At 41.5% G+C, this 16,395-nt stretch carries 16 protein-coding genes; 12 read left to right on the forward strand and 4 right to left on the reverse strand.

The genetic code is table 11. The annotated features are described in order from the left end of the window. Positions 1-4 precede the first annotated feature (4 nt). From nuoM to DCO44_RS12835, 5 genes are all read left to right on the forward strand, one after another. Complete coding sequence (gene nuoM / locus DCO44_RS12815) at positions 5-1,612, forward strand: NADH-quinone oxidoreductase subunit M (protein WP_171304981.1); 1,608 nt, start codon at positions 5-7, stop codon at positions 1,610-1,612. A 3-nt stretch (positions 1,613-1,615) separates the two neighbouring features. Next, positions 1,616-3,109, forward strand: a complete 1,494-nt coding sequence (gene nuoN / locus DCO44_RS12820; protein ID WP_116762503.1) for an NADH-quinone oxidoreductase subunit NuoN — start codon at positions 1,616-1,618, stop codon at positions 3,107-3,109. A 122-nt stretch (positions 3,110-3,231) separates the two neighbouring features. Then, positions 3,232-3,867 (forward strand): uracil phosphoribosyltransferase, encoded by a 636-nt coding sequence (gene upp / locus DCO44_RS12825; RefSeq protein WP_116762505.1) that lies wholly within the window; start codon positions 3,232-3,234, stop codon positions 3,865-3,867. 80 nt (positions 3,868-3,947) lie between these two features. Next, positions 3,948-4,241, forward strand: coding sequence for a cold shock domain-containing protein (locus DCO44_RS12830; RefSeq protein WP_116762507.1), 294 nt, complete (start codon positions 3,948-3,950; stop codon positions 4,239-4,241). A gap of 102 nt (positions 4,242-4,343) precedes the next feature. Next, complete coding sequence (locus DCO44_RS12835; protein WP_116762509.1) at positions 4,344-5,102, forward strand: cold shock domain-containing protein; 759 nt, start codon at positions 4,344-4,346, stop codon at positions 5,100-5,102. A 53-nt stretch (positions 5,103-5,155) separates the two neighbouring features. Here the strand turns inward: DCO44_RS12835 and gigC are convergent, their stop codons facing one another. After that, the gene (gene gigC / locus DCO44_RS12840; protein ID WP_116762511.1) at positions 5,156-6,034 is read right to left on the reverse strand and encodes a LysR family transcriptional regulator GigC; all 879 of its coding nucleotides are present in this window, start codon (positions 6,032-6,034) and stop codon (positions 5,156-5,158) included. An 85-nt stretch (positions 6,035-6,119) separates the two neighbouring features. On the opposite strand from gigC, the gene DCO44_RS12845 reads away from it, so the two are divergent. After that, positions 6,120-6,881, forward strand: coding sequence for a ferredoxin--NADP reductase (locus DCO44_RS12845; RefSeq protein ID WP_116762513.1), 762 nt, complete (start codon positions 6,120-6,122; stop codon positions 6,879-6,881). Positions 6,882-6,967: 86 nt separating this feature from the next. On the opposite strand, the gene DCO44_RS12850 is transcribed toward DCO44_RS12845, so the two are convergent. Further along, positions 6,968-7,390 carry a hypothetical protein gene (locus DCO44_RS12850; RefSeq protein WP_116762515.1) on the reverse strand — a complete coding sequence of 141 codons (423 nt, stop codon included), beginning with the start codon at positions 7,388-7,390 and terminating at the stop codon, positions 6,968-6,970. Between the two features lie 250 nt (positions 7,391-7,640). On the opposite strand from DCO44_RS12850, the gene eat reads away from it, so the two are divergent. The 6 genes from eat to DCO44_RS16950 all read left to right on the forward strand — a co-directional run bounded on the left by eat (position 7,641) and on the right by DCO44_RS16950 (position 14,119). Next, positions 7,641-9,086: an ethanolamine permease gene (gene eat / locus DCO44_RS12855; protein WP_116762555.1), complete on the forward strand. Its 1,446-nt coding sequence runs from the start codon at positions 7,641-7,643 to the stop codon at positions 9,084-9,086. Between the two features lie 19 nt (positions 9,087-9,105). Beyond that, the gene (locus tag DCO44_RS12860) at positions 9,106-10,491 is read left to right on the forward strand and encodes an ethanolamine ammonia-lyase subunit EutB (protein WP_116762517.1); all 1,386 of its coding nucleotides are present in this window, start codon (positions 9,106-9,108) and stop codon (positions 10,489-10,491) included. 15 nt (positions 10,492-10,506) lie between these two features. Next, on the forward strand, positions 10,507-11,322 hold the full coding sequence (gene eutC / locus DCO44_RS12865; protein ID WP_116762519.1) for an ethanolamine ammonia-lyase subunit EutC: 816 nt from the start codon (positions 10,507-10,509) through the stop codon (positions 11,320-11,322). A gap of 616 nt (positions 11,323-11,938) precedes the next feature. Further along, positions 11,939-13,618, forward strand: coding sequence for a mechanosensitive ion channel (locus DCO44_RS12870; protein ID WP_116762521.1), 1,680 nt, complete (start codon positions 11,939-11,941; stop codon positions 13,616-13,618). A gap of 64 nt (positions 13,619-13,682) precedes the next feature. Continuing rightward, positions 13,683-13,838 carry a hypothetical protein gene (locus DCO44_RS16650; RefSeq protein ID WP_416224530.1) on the forward strand — a complete coding sequence of 52 codons (156 nt, stop codon included), beginning with the start codon at positions 13,683-13,685 and terminating at the stop codon, positions 13,836-13,838. Positions 13,839-13,984: 146 nt separating this feature from the next. Continuing rightward, positions 13,985-14,119: a hypothetical protein gene (locus DCO44_RS16950; protein WP_265735818.1), complete on the forward strand. Its 135-nt coding sequence runs from the start codon at positions 13,985-13,987 to the stop codon at positions 14,117-14,119. Positions 14,120-14,210: 91 nt separating this feature from the next. Here DCO44_RS16950 and DCO44_RS12875 read toward each other — a convergent pair whose 3' ends face one another. Further along, entirely contained in the window at positions 14,211-15,410 is a 1,200-nt protein-coding gene (locus DCO44_RS12875; protein WP_116762523.1) for an NAD(P)/FAD-dependent oxidoreductase, read from the reverse strand. Between the two features lie 64 nt (positions 15,411-15,474). After that, entirely contained in the window at positions 15,475-16,344 is an 870-nt protein-coding gene (locus tag DCO44_RS12880; protein WP_116762525.1) for a 1-aminocyclopropane-1-carboxylate deaminase/D-cysteine desulfhydrase, read from the reverse strand. Positions 16,345-16,395 lie beyond the last annotated feature (51 nt).

Consider the following 16,395-nt stretch of genomic DNA (forward strand, 5'->3'; position numbering starts at 1 on the left):
GGAAATCACAAACAATTTGGTTTTGCCCGCGCTGATCCTCGTACCGTTCATTGCAGGTTTTTTATGTTGGGTGGTCGATAAAATCGACCAACAACTACCACGCTATATTGCGCTCGTGGGTATGCTCATTACTTTGGGCTTAACAATCGCTTTATGGCAAACGGGTACTTACAACTATGAATTGGGTGCAAAAGTCCCAACATGGTCTGCAGAGTTCTTCTTGCCGTGGATTCAAACCCTCGGTATCAATATTCACTTGGCAGTTGATGGCTTATCATTATTAATGGTGGGCTTAACTGCGCTGTTGGGTATTTTGGCAGTTGGTTGTTCTTGGGGTGAAATTCAAAAGAACGTAGGCTTCTTCCATTTGAACCTTTTGTGGTCATTGGGCGGGGTCATCGGTGTATTCATTTCGATTGATATGTTCTTGTTCTTCTTCTTCTGGGAGATGATGCTTGTTCCAATCTACTTCTTGATTGCACTTTGGGGACATAGTGGTGCAGATGGTAAATCACGTGTTTACGCTGCAACTAAGTTCTTCATCTATACCCAAGTTGCTGGTTTAATCATGCTTATTGGTATCCTAGGCCTTGTGGTTTATGGATACATGATGACAGGCATGATCGGCTTCGATTACAACTACTTGTTAGGTGTAGCGAATACGCTTGATGCTGAGCTTCCTGCGGTGGCTTATGCCTTCATGTTGTGCTTGTTTGTTGGCTTTGCAGTTAAACTTCCTGTGTTTCCATTACACGGTTGGTTACCTGATGCACATGCGCAAGCACCTACAGCAGGTTCTGTAGACTTAGCAGGTATCCTAATTAAGACAGCTGCTTACGGTTTACTCCGTTTTGTGATTCCATTCTTCCCAGCAGCGTCTGCACAGTTTGCCGATATCGCAATCATCATGGGTTTAATTGGTATTTTCTACGGTGCTTGGTGTGCTTTCCAGCAAACCGACATGAAGCGTCTGTTGGCTTATACCTCAATTTCACACATGGGCTTCATCTTACTTGCATTGTATGCAGGTAACATTTTGACCTTCCAAGGTCTCATGATCATGATGTTAGCGCACGGCTTATCATCTGCTGCACTGTTCATTATGTGTGGTCAGGTTTATGAGCGCTTACATACACGTGACATGCGTTTAATGGGGGGTATTCGTGGTCAATTCCAATACCTTTCATTCTTCCTGATGTTCTTCGTGGCAGCGTTAGTGGGTATTCCAGGTTTAGGTAACTTCATTGGTGAGTTCTTAATCTTGATGGGTTCTTATGCCAAGTTCCCTGTATTTACTATTTTGGCTGCAATCAGCTTAGTATTCGCTGGTCTTTATGGTCTGATTTTGATTCATAAAGCTTTATTTGGTACGCCAAATGAAGAGCAAAAACAACATTACGCAAGTCCACTGAAAGATTTGAATGCGCGTGAAGTTGGTATTCTATTAATTTGTGCATTTGGTCTGCTTTGGCTTGGTCTCTACCCACAATCCTTCCTTGATATTTCAAATTCAAGCATGGCGTGGTTAGCAAACAGCTATATTCCAGTTCAAGAAGTCGTTGACGTTGTGCATCAAGCATCTGTTCAACTCGAAAATGTGGAGATGCAATAAGCCATGAACTTCACAATGTCTTTTTCTGAGCTTATGCCATTAGTTCCTGTAATGATCGTGGCATTGACCGCGGTCGTTGTGATGATCCTCACTTCGATTAAACGTAATCATAATTTAATCGCAACAGCTTCTGTGGTTGGCTTAAACCTTGCTGCGGCAAATATTTTATTCAACATGTTTGGTGGACAATTTGTACCATCAAACGTGATGGGTATGTTCATGGTGGACCCGTTCACCATGCTTTACCAATTGGTGATCTTAATTGCATCACTTGCATGCTGTACGTTGTCACACGCGTATATTGAGTCTTATAAAGATAACCGTGAAGAACTGTATATCTTGATGCTGTGCTCGGTTGCGGGTGCAATGTTAATGGTGGCAAGTTCGCACTATGCATCTTTCTTCATTAGCCTTGAGTTAATGTCGATTCCTGTCTACGGTATGTTGGCTTATACACATCAACGTGCAAACTCATTAGAAGCGGGTATTAAATACTTGGTTCTTTCTGCAACGGCTTCGGCAATGTTGCTAATGGGTATGGCATATATTTATGCTTACACAGGTTCATTGTCTTTCTATGAATCTTTCCAAGCATTGATGCAAAATATTCGTCAACCAATGGTACTTCTTGGTTTAGCGCTGATTATTTTTGCAGTTGGCTTTAAGCTTTCACTTGCACCATTCCACAAATGGACACCAGACGTTTATGCAGGAGCACCAGCTCCGATTGCAACCTTCCTTGCGACAGCAGCGAAAGTGGCGACGATTGGTCTATTTGTGCGTTACTTGCTGACTTCAGGCGCAATTTTGGTTGAGTCTTTAGTGACAATTATTACCATTATTGCAGTGCTTTCAATTTTGGTGGGTAACTTCTTGGCAGTACGTCAAGTTAACTTGAAACGTATTCTGGGTTATTCATCAATTGCACACTTTGGTTACTTGTTGATTGGTTTAATCAGCATGACCTATGCAAGCCTTGGTAATGTATCAGTTTATGTCATCACTTATGTGTTAACCACGATTGGTGCATTTGGTGCTGTGGCATTGATGTCGAGCCCATACAATAACGTAGATGAAGCTGAAAGTTTGGCAGATTACCGCGGTTTATTCTGGCGCCGTCCAGTATTAACAGCGACGTTAACTGTGATGATGTTGTCTTTAGCGGGTATTCCGTTAACAGCTGGCTTCATTGGTAAGTTCTTGGTCGTGATGGCTGCTGTAACAACTCAACACTGGTTCTTGGCTGCAATGATTGTGGTAGGTTCGGGTATTGGTTTGTACTACTACCTCCGTGTGATGGTTGTGATGTACATGACTCCGCCAGAAACTCCACGTATTGATGCTGTAGATCACTGGGGTCAAAAAGTGGGTGGTATCATGGTATTACTTGCGGCACTTGCAGTATTGGTGATTGGTATTTATCCAGATCCAATTATCAAAATGGCCTTACAAGCTGAGATTTTATCTCCATTGCATTTCATGTTAACGCGTCAATAATTGAAAAAATTATTGTGTTAATCGGAAAGCCCCCACGAGTTGGGGGCTTTTTTTGTTATAAGATTTATAAAAAACATTTATAATAGTACAAATAATGTTTTGATTTTTTTAGGTGTACTTCTGTGGCTATTCATGAAATTCGTCATCCTTTGATTCGACATAAACTTGGTTTATTGCGTCGCGCTGATATTAGTACAAAGAATTTTCGTGAATTGGCGCAGGAAGTGACTATGTTGCTGACCTATGAAGCGACCAAAGACTTAGCTGTGGTTGATCATGAAATTAATGGCTGGGCGGGTAAAGTTACGACACAACGTATTGCGGGTAAGAAAATTACCGTAGTGCCAATTCTTCGTGCAGGTATTGGTATGCTGGATGGTTTCTTAAACTTGATTCCAAGTGCCAAAGTGTCTGTATTGGGTTTGGAACGTGATGAAGAAACTTTAGAAGCACGTACTTACTATAAAAAATTGGTTCCAGATGTGCAGAATCGTATCGCCATGATTATTGATCCAATGTTGGCGACAGGTGCTTCGTTGGTGGCTGCAATTGACGTTTTAAAAGCCAGCGGTTGTAAAGACATACGTGTCATGGTGTTGGTTGCTGCACCAGAAGGCATAAAAAGGGTGGAAGATGCACATCCTGATGTGACAATTTTTACTGCTTCTGTTGATGATGGCTTAAACGCACAAGGCTATATCGTGCCAGGTCTAGGCGATGCTGGTGACAAAATTTTTGGTTCAGTACAAAAAGATTAATCTTGAGCCTCAGCAAAAAGGGGCTTTTATGGCCTCTTTTTTATATACTAAAACAAAGCGTGTACATATAGGATCTGTTTATGAAGGCCGAGCAATATCAAGGCAAAGTTAAGCAATATAATGCTGACAAAGGTTTTGGTTTTATTTCCTCATCTGAAGGCGATGTGTTTTTTCATATCTCGGATTTTCCTGCAGACTCAGGCGAGCCGAAACGCAATGAACGTGTGAAGTTTAATGTGGTTGAAAATGGCGATCGCTATAAAGCAATTAAGATTGAGCGTGTTGAAGATAATTCTGCTAAAGCCAAGAAGTCGAAAGTATCAACGCATAATAAATCGATTACATCCACTTTATTGACAAACTTTAGACGTTGATCACGAACTGTTTAATTTATTTCATTTCAAATTGAAGAAAGAGACTTTAGGGTCTCTTTTTTATTAATTACAATAAAAAAATAAAAAAGATTGGGGCGAATTATGTTTATTGAGGGGAAGATTAAAAACTACAATTCGGAACGTGGTTTTGGGTTTATTCGTGCCACAGATGAATCGGAAGATATTTTTTTTCATATTAAAGATTTCCCAAGCTGGCACATTAAGCCCAATGAGGGAGAACAGCTCAAATTTCGCGTAATCGAGGAACAGGGGAAATTTAAGGCATCCGATATTGTGCGTTTAGATCTAAAGCCAGAGAATGATTACTCCCTGATGGAGCAGCATAGCTTTGTGTACCAGACCATTCCGATTTCAGAGAAAATCATTCTGCCAAAGAAATCGGTATCGCGCTTAAAATATATCATCTTGTTTATGCTTATTTTAGTGACTGGATTGGGTTTTGTCGGCTATCAAAAAGTTCAGAATTACCGTATAGCAAAACAATTGAAAGCAGAACAATTGATACAACAACAAAAAAGAATTGTAGAACAGCAGCGAGAAGCATTGGGGAATTTACCCGACCAAATTCTTTCAACGCAGGGGAGGAAAAATTTGGATAAAGTAGGTTATGCGGTTAATGTTCAGCAGGTGAGTACAGCATCATCCTCTGGCTTTACAACGACTCACGGTGCAAAGGTACAAAAGGGTGAACAGCTTGCTCATTTTAAATGTGACGGGCGTACCCACTGTGGTCAAATGCGATCTTATGATGAGGCTGTATTTTTCTTAAGAAATTGCCCAAATACACAAATGGATGGCAATCACGATGGTGAACCGTGTGAGAAGCAGTTTGGAAGATAAATTTTGGAATAAAAAATGCTCCATGTGAGGAGCATTTTTAACGATGAAGGTGATTAACCTTCGCAGAATTTCATAAAGGCTTTTAAACCTGGTCCTTGATACTTTTGGCGATGCACCAACATGAATAGAGGTCGTGAAAGTTGCCAGAACGGTGTTTTCAGTACCACCAAATGTCCTTTTTCTTGTAAAGGTTCAATCGCGAGTTTAGAAATACACGACATGCCTAAACCACCCGCAACAATTTTAAGAATCGCTTCGTTATGTCCAAGGGTGAGACGAATATTGGCATCTGGCAAGTCTTGCAAAATAGCATTATCAAAAACTTCACGGGTACCTGAGCCTTCTTCACGTAGAATCCATTCTACATTGTCAAAGTCTGCAGGACTGAGTTCACGATTTAAGCGTGCAAGAGGATGGTTTGGTGCACAGCACACCGCCAATTCATCATCACGCCAATGGATACATTGTAATTGAGGTAAATGACATGAACCTTCAATTAAAGCGAGATCTAATTGGAATTGATTCACTGCTTCAATCATTTGGCGCGTATTTCCAACCTGAAGTTGTAAATGTGCCTGTGGTTGAATTTGTAAAAAACTGGCCATGAGGTCAGGCATTAAGTAGTCGCTGATGGTTAAGGTTGCCCCTAAACGTAAATCGATACTTTGTAATTCACCTTTTGCTGCTTGTTCAAAGGCTTCACAGCGGCCTAAAATCTCAAGCGCTTGTGGCAATAAAAAACGACCTAAATCATTCAATTGCAGACGTTTGCCTAAACGGTCGAATAGCGGAGCCCCTAAACCATCTTCTAGATCTGCCAGTGCCATACTTGCAGCACTTTGAGTCAACTTCACCGCGTCGCTGGCTTTGGTCACGGTGCCTTCTTGAGCGACTGCTACAAAAACAGCCAATTGGCGTAAAGTCATGCGCATGAATGTAGCCTTAACATTTAAAAAATATTAATAAATTATGCTGTCATGCTAACATGAGCACAGTCTTTGATGCCACGTCGAAATCATGTCAATTGAAAAATTTAGCGTAGAAAAGGTTTTATCTGTACAGCGTTGGACCAATACTTTATTTAGTTTTACCATGACACGGCCTGCGCATTTTAAGTTTACCGCAGGACAATTTGCCCGCATTGGCTTAAAAGTGGGCGATGAATTGGTCGTACGTGCTTATTCAATTGTGTCTTCACCCTTTGATGAAACCTTAGAATTCTTTTCAATTGTGGTGCCAGATGGGGCATTTACGTCTAACTTACAGCATTTACAAGTGGGCGATGAGCTGTATTTAGAAAAAATTCCTTACGGATTTTTGACCCTGACCCGTTATCAATTGCCTTTACCACAGGATTTATGGCTATTGGCGACAGGCACGGGCTTGGCGCCTTTCGTTTCTATGTTGCAAGACTTCGAAACGTGGAGCAAATATCGAAAGATTCATTTGGTTTACAGTGTCCGTACCGCTTCAGAGCTTGCCTATGGTGAACGCATTCAGCACATTGCAGCAACTTTCGGAGAAGGGCATACAGGCTTTAAATTTGTGCCGATTATTACCCGTGATCCGCAAGCCGTGTTGCATGATCGTTTGCCGATATTGATCGAGAATGGTGCATTAGAACAGGCAGTAGGCTGCCCATTTAATCCTGAGACCAGTCATGTGATGTTGTGTGGTAATCCACAAATGGTGGAAGATACCAAAGAAGCATTAAAAGCACGGGGTTTAACGATGAATCGCCGTGGTGAAGGCAATATTGCGGTCGAAAATTATTGGTAATGAGCCGCATTGTAGCGGCGCAAGAGCATTTAAAGCAGTACACGGACGGTTGCTGTCGTGTAGGATTGCCTTTCATGGAGATGTTTTTAGTGCACAAACATATCCATGAAATCACGAATTTCATAAATCGCACTGTCTAAATCTGTGCTGAGCCAAATGGGTTCAAACAAGCCTGCATAATATTCCAAGCGATCTTGTGGAACCACCAATCGCACAGGACATTCCTCTTCCAGTAAGCGCCAAGGCAGAATTGGAACTTCATTGTCTAGGAATGCTGCAATATTGCGAATATCCACAATCATGGCATTCACGCACTCTGGAAAAGGCATGACTGAAAATTCTTCAGTGCGACGACGGAAATATTCTAAATCACCCCATTTCAGCACATAGCTGGGTTTGGTAAATTCAATAATACCAATCAGATGCTGATCACGTGTGTAGTGTAGTGAACATTGATGGGTGACGTCGGTGTCAAGATCAAGTGTGACACTTTGTTGACTATACGCCATAAAGATTAGGAGCATTTAAAATGAGGTGGATAATTATACTCTAATTTCGCTTTAATGCGGCAGATTGGTTACATATTCTTTGATGTGCTCTTAGCATGTCACCATGCTTGGAACTATGCTAAAAGGCTTCCTTTTTTTAAGTTAAATAAGCTGCTGTTTTTATAAATAAATACAAATCATTTTGAACTAAAAGTCAAAATTGGTATGGCTTATGCATTTGTGTTTAGCATCAAGTGAGGGCGAGGTGCTTATGTCAAATGTTAAAAGTGTAGTTGCAGAAGTCAATTCAGATCATCATTCCAATACAGAATATTTTGCTCAGCGCAAACTCAAACAAGGCGCTGTCGGATGGCTATTACTGATTGGGCTAGGCGTTGCCTATGTTATTTCTGGTGACTTTGCAGGCTGGAACTTTGGCTTGGCACAAGGTGGATGGGGTGGGATGTTTATTGCCACCATTGTTGTCGCGATCATGTACTTATGTATGTGCTTAGCCATGTCGGAAATGTCGACCATGTTACCTACAGCGGGAGGAGGTTATAGTTTTGCCCGTACGGCTTTTGGACCTTTGGCTGGATATTTAACAGGCACAGCGATCTTGATTGAATACGCGATAGCACCTGCGGCAATTGCAGTATTTATTGGCGCTTACTGTGAATCCTTGTTTGGGATTGGCGGATGGTTTGTGTATTTACTTTGCTATCTATTTTTTATGGGCATTCACCTTAAAGGTGCGGGAGAAGCCTTAAAAATTATTTTCGTTATTACCGCCGTGGCTGCCGTAGCATTACTGGTCTTTATTGCCGCCATGTTGCCACACTTTGACAGCCAGAATTTACTCAATATTCCTGTCAAAACTGATGCAGTTGGAGCAAGTGCATTTTTACCTTTGGGCTATTTAGGTATTTGGGCGGCTGTGCCTTATGCCATCTGGTTTTTCTTGGCGGTGGAAGGTGTGCCTTTGGCGGCAGAAGAAGCCAAAGAACCACATAAATCTTTACCTCGAGGCTTGATTGGTTCAATGCTGATTTTAGCCGTGTTTGCCTTAGCCATTTTATTTTTGGGTGCGGGTGCCGCAGGCGCAGATACCTTAAAAGCGTCTGGTGCACCATTGGTGGATGCGTTAAAAGTGGTCTATGGCGAAAATACGTGGTTGGCAGGCTTTGTTAATTTCGTGGGATTGGCAGGTTTAGTTGCGAGTTTTTTCTCGATTATTTATGCCTATTCACGTCAGATTTTTGCCTTATCTCGAGCAGGTTATTTACCCAAGAAACTTTCATTAACAAATAAAAACCATGCACCGTATTTAGCCATCATTATTCCTGGCGTGATTGGGTTTATGCTGTCTTTATCAGGCGAAGGTGATTTGCTGATTTTGATGGCAGTTTTTGGTGCCACTATTTCTTATGTACTGATGATGATGGCGTACATCAAATTAAAAATTACCAAACCGCATATGCCACGTCCTTACAAAGCTCCTGGTGGAATTGTTACCGCTTCGGTTGCCTTAGTTTTAGCCGCTATAGCGACGGTTGCAGGTTTTGTGGTGGATCCGAAAGTGTGGTTTATGGCAGCCGCAATTTATGCGGTGTTTATCCTGTATTTCTTATTGTATAGCCGTCATCATTTGGTGGCAGGCACCCCAGAAGAAGAATTTGCCAATATCCAAGCAGCAGAACAAGAACTTAATACATAAGACATAAGGAGTTTGGGCCGTGATTTATCGGATTGATGTTGCGCATCAACATTATGTTTTTTCAGATTTAAAAATGCTGATGGCCAAGGCGACACCTGAGCGTTCAGGAGATCAGCTTGCAGGTATTGCCGCGCAGAATGCAACAGAGCGTGTTGCTGCGCAAATGTGTTTGGCAGATGTCCCTTTAAAGCAGTTCTTGAATGAAGCGCTGATTCCTTATGAACAGGACGAAGTGACCCGACTGATTTTAGATGAACATGATGCAGCGGCATTCTATCCAATTTCACATTTTACAGTGGGAGACTTGCGCAATTGGTTGTTGAGTGCAGATGCCACCACCGAAAAATTGACCGTGCTACAAGCAGGATTAACGCCAGAAATGGTGGCCGCCGTCAGCAAGATTATGCGCAATCAGGATTTAATTTTGGTGGCAAAAAAATGCCGCGTGATTACCCAGTTTCGCAATACCATTGGCTTAGAAGGACATTTATCCACCCGTTTACAACCGAATCATCCCACCGACGATGTTTTGGGCATTTCCGCCAGTATTTTGGATGGGCTGATGTATGGTAATGGTGATGCGGTGATTGGGATTAACCCCGCGACCGATAACCTGCAAAACCTGTCTGAACTATTAAAGCTGCTCGATTACATTATTCACGAATATGATATTCCAACCCAATCTTGCGTGCTGACGCATGTAAGTTCAGGTATTCAACTTGCGAATAAAAACGTTCCAATAGATTTGATGTTTCAGTCAATTGCAGGGACCGAGCAAGCCAATAGCGCCTTTGGGATTAATTTAGCTTTACTGCAAGAAGGCTATGACGCTGCACTCAGCTTGAAGCGGGGAACCGTTGGGCAAAATGTGATGTACTTTGAAACAGGTCAGGGCAGCGCGCTTTCCAGTCAAACCCATCATGGGGTAGATCAACAAACCATAGAAGCCAGAGCTTATGCAGTGGCACGTAAGTACAAGCCATTTTTAGTCAATACCGTGGTGGGTTTTATTGGTCCTGAATATTTGTATAACGGTAAGCAAATTATTCGTGCGGGCTTAGAAGACCACTTCTGCGGAAAATTGCTAGGTGTCCCGATGGGTTGCGATATTTGCTATACCAACCATGCCGATGCAGATCAGGACGATATGGATATTCTGCTCACGTTATTAGCCAATGCAGGCATTAACTTTATTATGGGCATTCCAGGTTCAGATGATGTGATGTTGAATTATCAAACCACATCGTTTCATGATGCGTTATACATTCGTCAACTTTTAGGACTCGCGCCAGCACCTGAATTTGCCTATTGGTTAGAGCAGCAAGGTATATTAAAACAGCAATGTTCAAAGCTGGAATGGCCACAACACATGCCTGAAAAATTCTCACGTTTGCTGATGTCTTAGTTTGAGGAGATATGGATGAAGCTACATTATGATGTTCAATATCCACAGCAATTTGAACAAAACAGTTGGGAACAACTGAAACAGTTTACCGATGCTCGAATTGCCTTGGGGAGAACAGGCGGAAGCCTTCCAACTCGTCCTCTTTTAGAGTTTCAATTGGCGCATGCCCAAGCCAAGGATGCTGTACTAAAACCTCTTGATATTGAATTGTTAAGCCAGCAATTTGAGCAGCAGAGTCTGGCTTTTGTACAAGTCTGTAGTTGTGCAGTTGATAAGGATACTTATTTGAAACGTCCAGATTTGGGGCGGGAACTTTCAGCGGCTTCACGGCAAATGCTCACAGCAATGCAATCCGAGCAAACACAATATGATGTATTAATTGTTGCTGGGGATGGCTTATCTGCACGTGCGATTGAAGATAATGCGGTGAGTTTTATCTCGAAAATATTAGATGCATGTGCCCAGCAAGGTTGGTCTGTGGCACCTATCATGGTCGCAACGGGCAGTCGAGTTGCTTTGGGGGATGAAATTGCCCAAATCTTAAATGCGCAAATGTTGGTGATGCTGATTGGAGAACGTCCAGGTTTGAGTTCTCCAGATAGCATGGGGATTTACTATACATGGCAAGCTCAAAAAGGCTGTCATGATGCCATGCGTAATTGTATTTCTAATGTGCGCCCAGCAGGTTTGGACGAAGTGACAGCGGCACAACGCCTGATTGCCCTGATGTCTAAGTCAAAACAATTACAATTTTCTGGTGTAAATTTAAAGGATGAACATGAAATGGTCACTGAGCAGGGGCAGCCACAATTACTGCATGGTATTTTCTAAAAGAGCGATATCATGCTAAGTCAAAATAAAAGCTAAGCAGCTCGTTCTATAGATAATTTACAAGCGCTCACGATCAAATAATGCTTTGTCACACAACTTCATACTTTTTGTTGTTAGTATAAAAATTCAACAAGGAATGAATTGAGTGAGGGGAACATGGTACATGATTTCAATAAACCGCCTCATGTCACGAGTGCTGAAGAAATAAGACAAAAAAAACGCTTACCAGTGTACATGCTAATCTTAGTGGGTATCTTTTTCTTGGCACTTGTGGTGTATATGCTTTCAAGCGGAACGCCAAGTTAAGAATGTGCAATGGGGAATGTCTTTGAAGCAATACTCGAAGACGGGGTTCGATGCAATGATTCAAGTTAAATTTGCTTGAGTTGAAATGAATAATTTAACTGAATGATGTCTATAAAATAAAAGCTCTGGCTCAACAAGCTAGAGCTTTTTTGCTATTGGGATGTGCCCTTTTGTTGTAATTCTGCATATGGTTATTGATTAAAAAAAATACAAATTTTAAGGTAATGAAGTACCTCCATACCTTTATGAATACAACAATCAAGCTCCTGATGGAGTTAGTCATTAACAGAAATAAGAAGAGGGAATAGACATGAATGAGTTTTTTGAAGGGGGAATGAGACCCCCTGAAATGAATGGGATGTATTATTGGGATCAGTTGCATCCGATTTTGTCTGCTGTTGCTATTTTACTTATTGGTTGGGTGATTGCTTTAGTGATCGCCGCTGCGGTGAAGAAAGTATTATCTAAATTAGGCACCAATCAAAAGCTTTCTGGTGCAACAGGACATCGTTCCAATATTGAAAATATCGTGTCTAGAATAGTCTTTTGGATTGTATTGCTTATCGCCGTAATTGGTGCATTGAATGTTTTGAATCTGACCAGCGTCAGTGGTCCATTCAGTAATATGATTCAGCAGTTCTTGTTATTTATTCCTCAACTTTTGGCAGCGACAGCAGTTGCTTTTATTGGCTGGATTTTTGCCAATTTAGTGAAAGTTGGGCTGAAGAAATTACTGGATCGAACTCAGCTCGATGAAAAACTAAGTGAAGATGTTGGTGTCAGTCCTATTAGCCAAAATATCAGTGAAATTGTTTACTGGCTGATTCTATTGCTATTTTTACCGATTGTTCTGTCGATTTTAGGTTTAAATGGTTTGCTGTTCCCAATTCAAAATATGTTGAATGAAGCCATTTCATATCTACCGAACTTGTTTATTGCCATTGTGATTGTATTTGTCGGCTATATTTTGGCAAAAATTGTTCGAGGTATTCTGGAAGGATTGATACAAAGTTTAGATCTGCAAAAGCAAGCGCAAAAAATCGGATTGTTTAAGAACTCGAATTTAGCTCATGTATTAGGCTCATTTGTATTTGCCATTATTATTATTACTGCCTTAATTATTGCATTTGAAGTCTTGGGTATTAATTCAATTTCACAACCTGCAACGGCGATGTTGTACGAAATTATGAATGCAATCCCGCAGATTATTGCGGCAGGGCTAATTTTGATTATTGCCTATGTGGTTTCGCGTTTTGTGGCAAATCTGGTGGTGGATGTAATCTCTGGGACTGGAGTGGATAATATTCCTGCCAAACTCGACCTACAGCGTTTTCTAGGCACCACGAAAATTTCATGCGTGGTGGGTTATCTGATTGTATTTTTTACCATGCTGTTTGCGGTGTCCGAAGCAGCCAATCGCTTGGGTTTAGAGCAAGTTAGTATACTGATTTCCATGTTTATCCAGTTTGGTGCCAATATTCTATTAGGTGCTGTCATTTTAGTAATTGGATTTTGGTTGGCCAATTTGGTGGCAAATATTGTACAACGCGGTGAATATCAGAGTTCACTTTGGTTAGCCAGTTTGGTTCGTGTGCTCATTATGGGATTGGTGGTTGCCATGGGCTTAAGAGCGATGGGAATTGCTGATTCAATTGTGAACTTGGCTTTTGGTTTAACTTTGGGTGCTGTCGCTGTGGCATTTGCACTCGCATTTGGGTTGGGAGGTCGTCAACCTGCGGAACGTATTTTGACTGACTTGATTGATTGTGCGAAAAAGCAGGCGAAACAACCCAATCCGCAACCGAAAACGTCGAGTCCGATGGCATCTACACAGGTCAAGCAACAAACCGCTGCAACATCATATACGGATCAGGTTGTTCCAGATGATCTATTGGTCGACCCTGAGCATAAGCCTTTGAATAACCCATACGGCTCTACAGGTGAAGCTGAAGAGGATGTTGATATTCAGCCCAAAGATGACCCGGAATAACGTGTTGAATTTTGTCGAGATCGATCATGCTTAGACTGGTCGATCTTATACATGAGGAAAGATGATGAAGAATAAGGCACCGAATAAGATTATTGCCCCAATCATTATTGCGGGAATTACTTTCGGATTTTTAGTGAGTGCGTATAAATTTATTTTTGCACAGCATTCGGCGCATCCTAATGCTAATGAAGCAGAGGATTTAACAAAACAGAAAGACTAATATTTTATGCTGAGAGAGTCGCATTTTAAATTGTATTGTGTTATTGATATAAAATATTCAGCATCATTTAGTATTTAGTTTAATACTGCTGACATATTTCTGAATTAAATTTTTAGAACTAAAAAGATAAAACGAAAGGAATTCCAATGTTAAAATTCTTGTTGACACGTTTAAATGTATTGACTGATACAGAACACAGTTTAGATCAAATGCAAAAAGCCATTCAGCGTGTGCATGCGAATCCGCAAGTACATTTATTGCGTACCGACTATTTAGAATAACGGATGAGATTTCACAGTCTATTGATGATGGGCTGGCTCAAATAAAAACAGGCAGTGCAAATTTACACTGCCTGTTTTTCATCTAAAACGATTAAACATATTCCGATGCTGCATGTGCAGATGACCATGCCCATTGGAAGTTAAAACCGCCCAAATGTCCTGTCACATCCAATATTTCACCGACAAAATATAGGCCTTTTTGCTTTTTACTTTCCATGGTTTTCGATGAAACCTCAGTGGTGTCTACACCACCTAAAGTCACTTCAGCGGTACGGTAGCCTTCGGTTCCAGATGGTTTGACTTCAAATGCATGTAAGCGTGTTGCAATGTACTCTAGTTTTTCATCCGACAACTGACCAATTGCGGTTTCAGCCAGTTCAGGCCAAATCAGGTTTTGCAGTTCAATCACGACACTTTTAGGAAAATGTTCACCAAGTAAAGTGCGAATCAGGGCTTTGGGTTGACTGTGTTTTTTCGCTTTTAGGTAATCTTGTAAATCTATGCTTGGCAAGAAGTCAATTTTGAAGCTTTGCCCTACATCCCAATAATTCGATAGCTGTAGTGAGCTTGGACCACTAAGTCCTCGGTGGGTGAATAACAAGGCTTCGGTGAAAGAATTTAAATCATTCGATAAAGTCGCATCGACCGCGTTGCCACTTAAGCGTGTGGTCACTTCTTTAAAGCTATCCGAGAAGGTAAAAGGCACCAAACCTGCGCGAGTTGGATAAACATGGTGACCAAATTGTTTTGCAATCTCATAACCAATGCCTGAACCACCTAAGGTTGGAATAGATAAACCACCTGATGCGATCACTACAGATTCGGCTTCAAAATAACCCAGTGTTGTGGCAATTTGAAAACCTTGCTCATCGAGTGCGGTGATGGCTTTCACTTCACAGTTGGTTTTAATATCAACCAAACCTGTTTTTTCACACTCACTCAATAGCATGGCTAAAATCTCTTTAGCACCATTGAGGGTGAAGAGTTGACCATGTTTACGTTCTTCATATTCAATGCCGTACTCACAAACGAGACCAATAAAGTCCCAATTGGTATAGCGGGTCAGGGCTGAAATCACAAAGTGCGGATTATGTGAAATAAAGGTGCTTGGCTCGACATACAGATTGGTAAAGTTACATTTACCACCACCCGACATGAGAATTTTTTTGCCGACTTTATTGGCTTTTTCCACCACTACCACTTTCCGTCCGCGTTGAGCTGCCATATAGGCTGTCATTAAGCCAGATGCACCTGCACCTAAAACTAAGACATCATATTGATTTGCGGACATGACACACTCACGGGAGAATAAAGCAGGGCATTATAGACCATCTTTTTTGCTTTTTCAGGACTATCTAAAGCGCGGCTAAACGACCTTGAAGCCCACCTGAATGAATCACCAAAATACGATGACCCGTTGGAAATGAACCTTGTTGAATCAAATCGGTTAAACCCAACAGCATTTTGCCTGTGTAAATTTGTTCCAGTGGAATCTGATAGCGCTGCTCAAAGTCTTGAATAAATTGCAGTAGTTCAGGCGTGGTTTTGGCATAGCCCCCACAACAATATTGATCGGTAATTTGCCAATTCCGTTTTGGGGTGAGTTGTCCGACCTCTGTGCTTAAGAAATCGCCTTTGAGCGCGGAGAAGCCCAAAACGTGCTGTTGTGAATGACTGGCTTCAATCAGACCTGCAATGGTGCCACCTGTCCCCACGGCACAGCAAATCAGATCGAAATTTTGTCGATCCGCATCAGAGAGAATTTCTGTGCAGCCTTGAATGGCGAGGGGATTCGTTCCTCCTTCAGGAATCACATAATAGTCAGGATAATCTTGTTGTAACTGTGCTAAGTAGGCTGAGCTTTGCTTTTGTCGATAGGCTTCACGCGTTACAAACTGCAACTGCATACCAAATTGTTGCGCCGTATGTAGAGTTGGGTTTAAGGGTTTACTGGCCAGCTCTTCACCTCGAATAATGCCTAAACTTTCAAATCCAAATAACTGCGCTGCATAGGCAGTTGCGGCAATATGATTTGAATATGCTCCGCCGAAGGTCAGCAGTTTTTTATAGCCTTGTTGCTGTGCCGCTAACAGGTTGTATTTGAGTTTAAAAAATTTATTACCTGAAATGTGTGGATGAACCAAATCCAAACGTTTGATGCTGATCTCAAATCCTTCGACAGTAATCTTCTGATAAGGAATAGTTTGGGCAATTTGGTCAAACATAAGATTTTTATCAACTTGGCTCAGAGCATAGTGTAAATGAAAATGAATTGT

The organism is Acinetobacter sp. AM (assembly GCF_003105055.1).
In the GTDB taxonomy this organism is placed as follows: domain Bacteria; phylum Pseudomonadota; class Gammaproteobacteria; order Pseudomonadales; family Moraxellaceae; genus Acinetobacter; species Acinetobacter tibetensis.

Excerpts from the sequence above, each read along its gene's own strand:
- eutC (WP_116762519.1), top strand. The coding sequence starts at position 10,507 with ATGAAGCTACATTATGATGTTCAATATCCACAGCAATTTGAACAAAAC.
- DCO44_RS12875 (WP_116762523.1), bottom strand. The coding sequence starts at position 15,410 with ATGTCCGCAAATCAATATGATGTCTTAGTTTTAGGTGCAGGTGCATCT.
- DCO44_RS12870 (WP_116762521.1), top strand. The coding sequence starts at position 11,939 with ATGAATGAGTTTTTTGAAGGGGGAATGAGACCCCCTGAAATGAATGGG.
- DCO44_RS12880 (WP_116762525.1), bottom strand. The coding sequence starts at position 16,344 with ATGTTTGACCAAATTGCCCAAACTATTCCTTATCAGAAGATTACTGTC.
- DCO44_RS16950 (WP_265735818.1), top strand. The coding sequence starts at position 13,985 with ATGTTAAAATTCTTGTTGACACGTTTAAATGTATTGACTGATACAGAA.
- DCO44_RS12835 (WP_116762509.1), top strand. The coding sequence starts at position 4,344 with ATGTTTATTGAGGGGAAGATTAAAAACTACAATTCGGAACGTGGTTTT.
- DCO44_RS12845 (WP_116762513.1), top strand. The coding sequence starts at position 6,120 with ATGTCAATTGAAAAATTTAGCGTAGAAAAGGTTTTATCTGTACAGCGT.
- DCO44_RS12830 (WP_116762507.1), top strand. The coding sequence starts at position 3,948 with ATGAAGGCCGAGCAATATCAAGGCAAAGTTAAGCAATATAATGCTGAC.
- DCO44_RS16650 (WP_416224530.1), top strand. The coding sequence starts at position 13,683 with ATGAAGAATAAGGCACCGAATAAGATTATTGCCCCAATCATTATTGCG.
- eat (WP_116762555.1), top strand. The coding sequence starts at position 7,641 with ATGTCAAATGTTAAAAGTGTAGTTGCAGAAGTCAATTCAGATCATCAT.
- gigC (WP_116762511.1), bottom strand. The coding sequence starts at position 6,034 with ATGCGCATGACTTTACGCCAATTGGCTGTTTTTGTAGCAGTCGCTCAA.
- DCO44_RS12850 (WP_116762515.1), bottom strand. The coding sequence starts at position 7,390 with ATGGCGTATAGTCAACAAAGTGTCACACTTGATCTTGACACCGACGTC.
- nuoN (WP_116762503.1), top strand. The coding sequence starts at position 1,616 with ATGAACTTCACAATGTCTTTTTCTGAGCTTATGCCATTAGTTCCTGTA.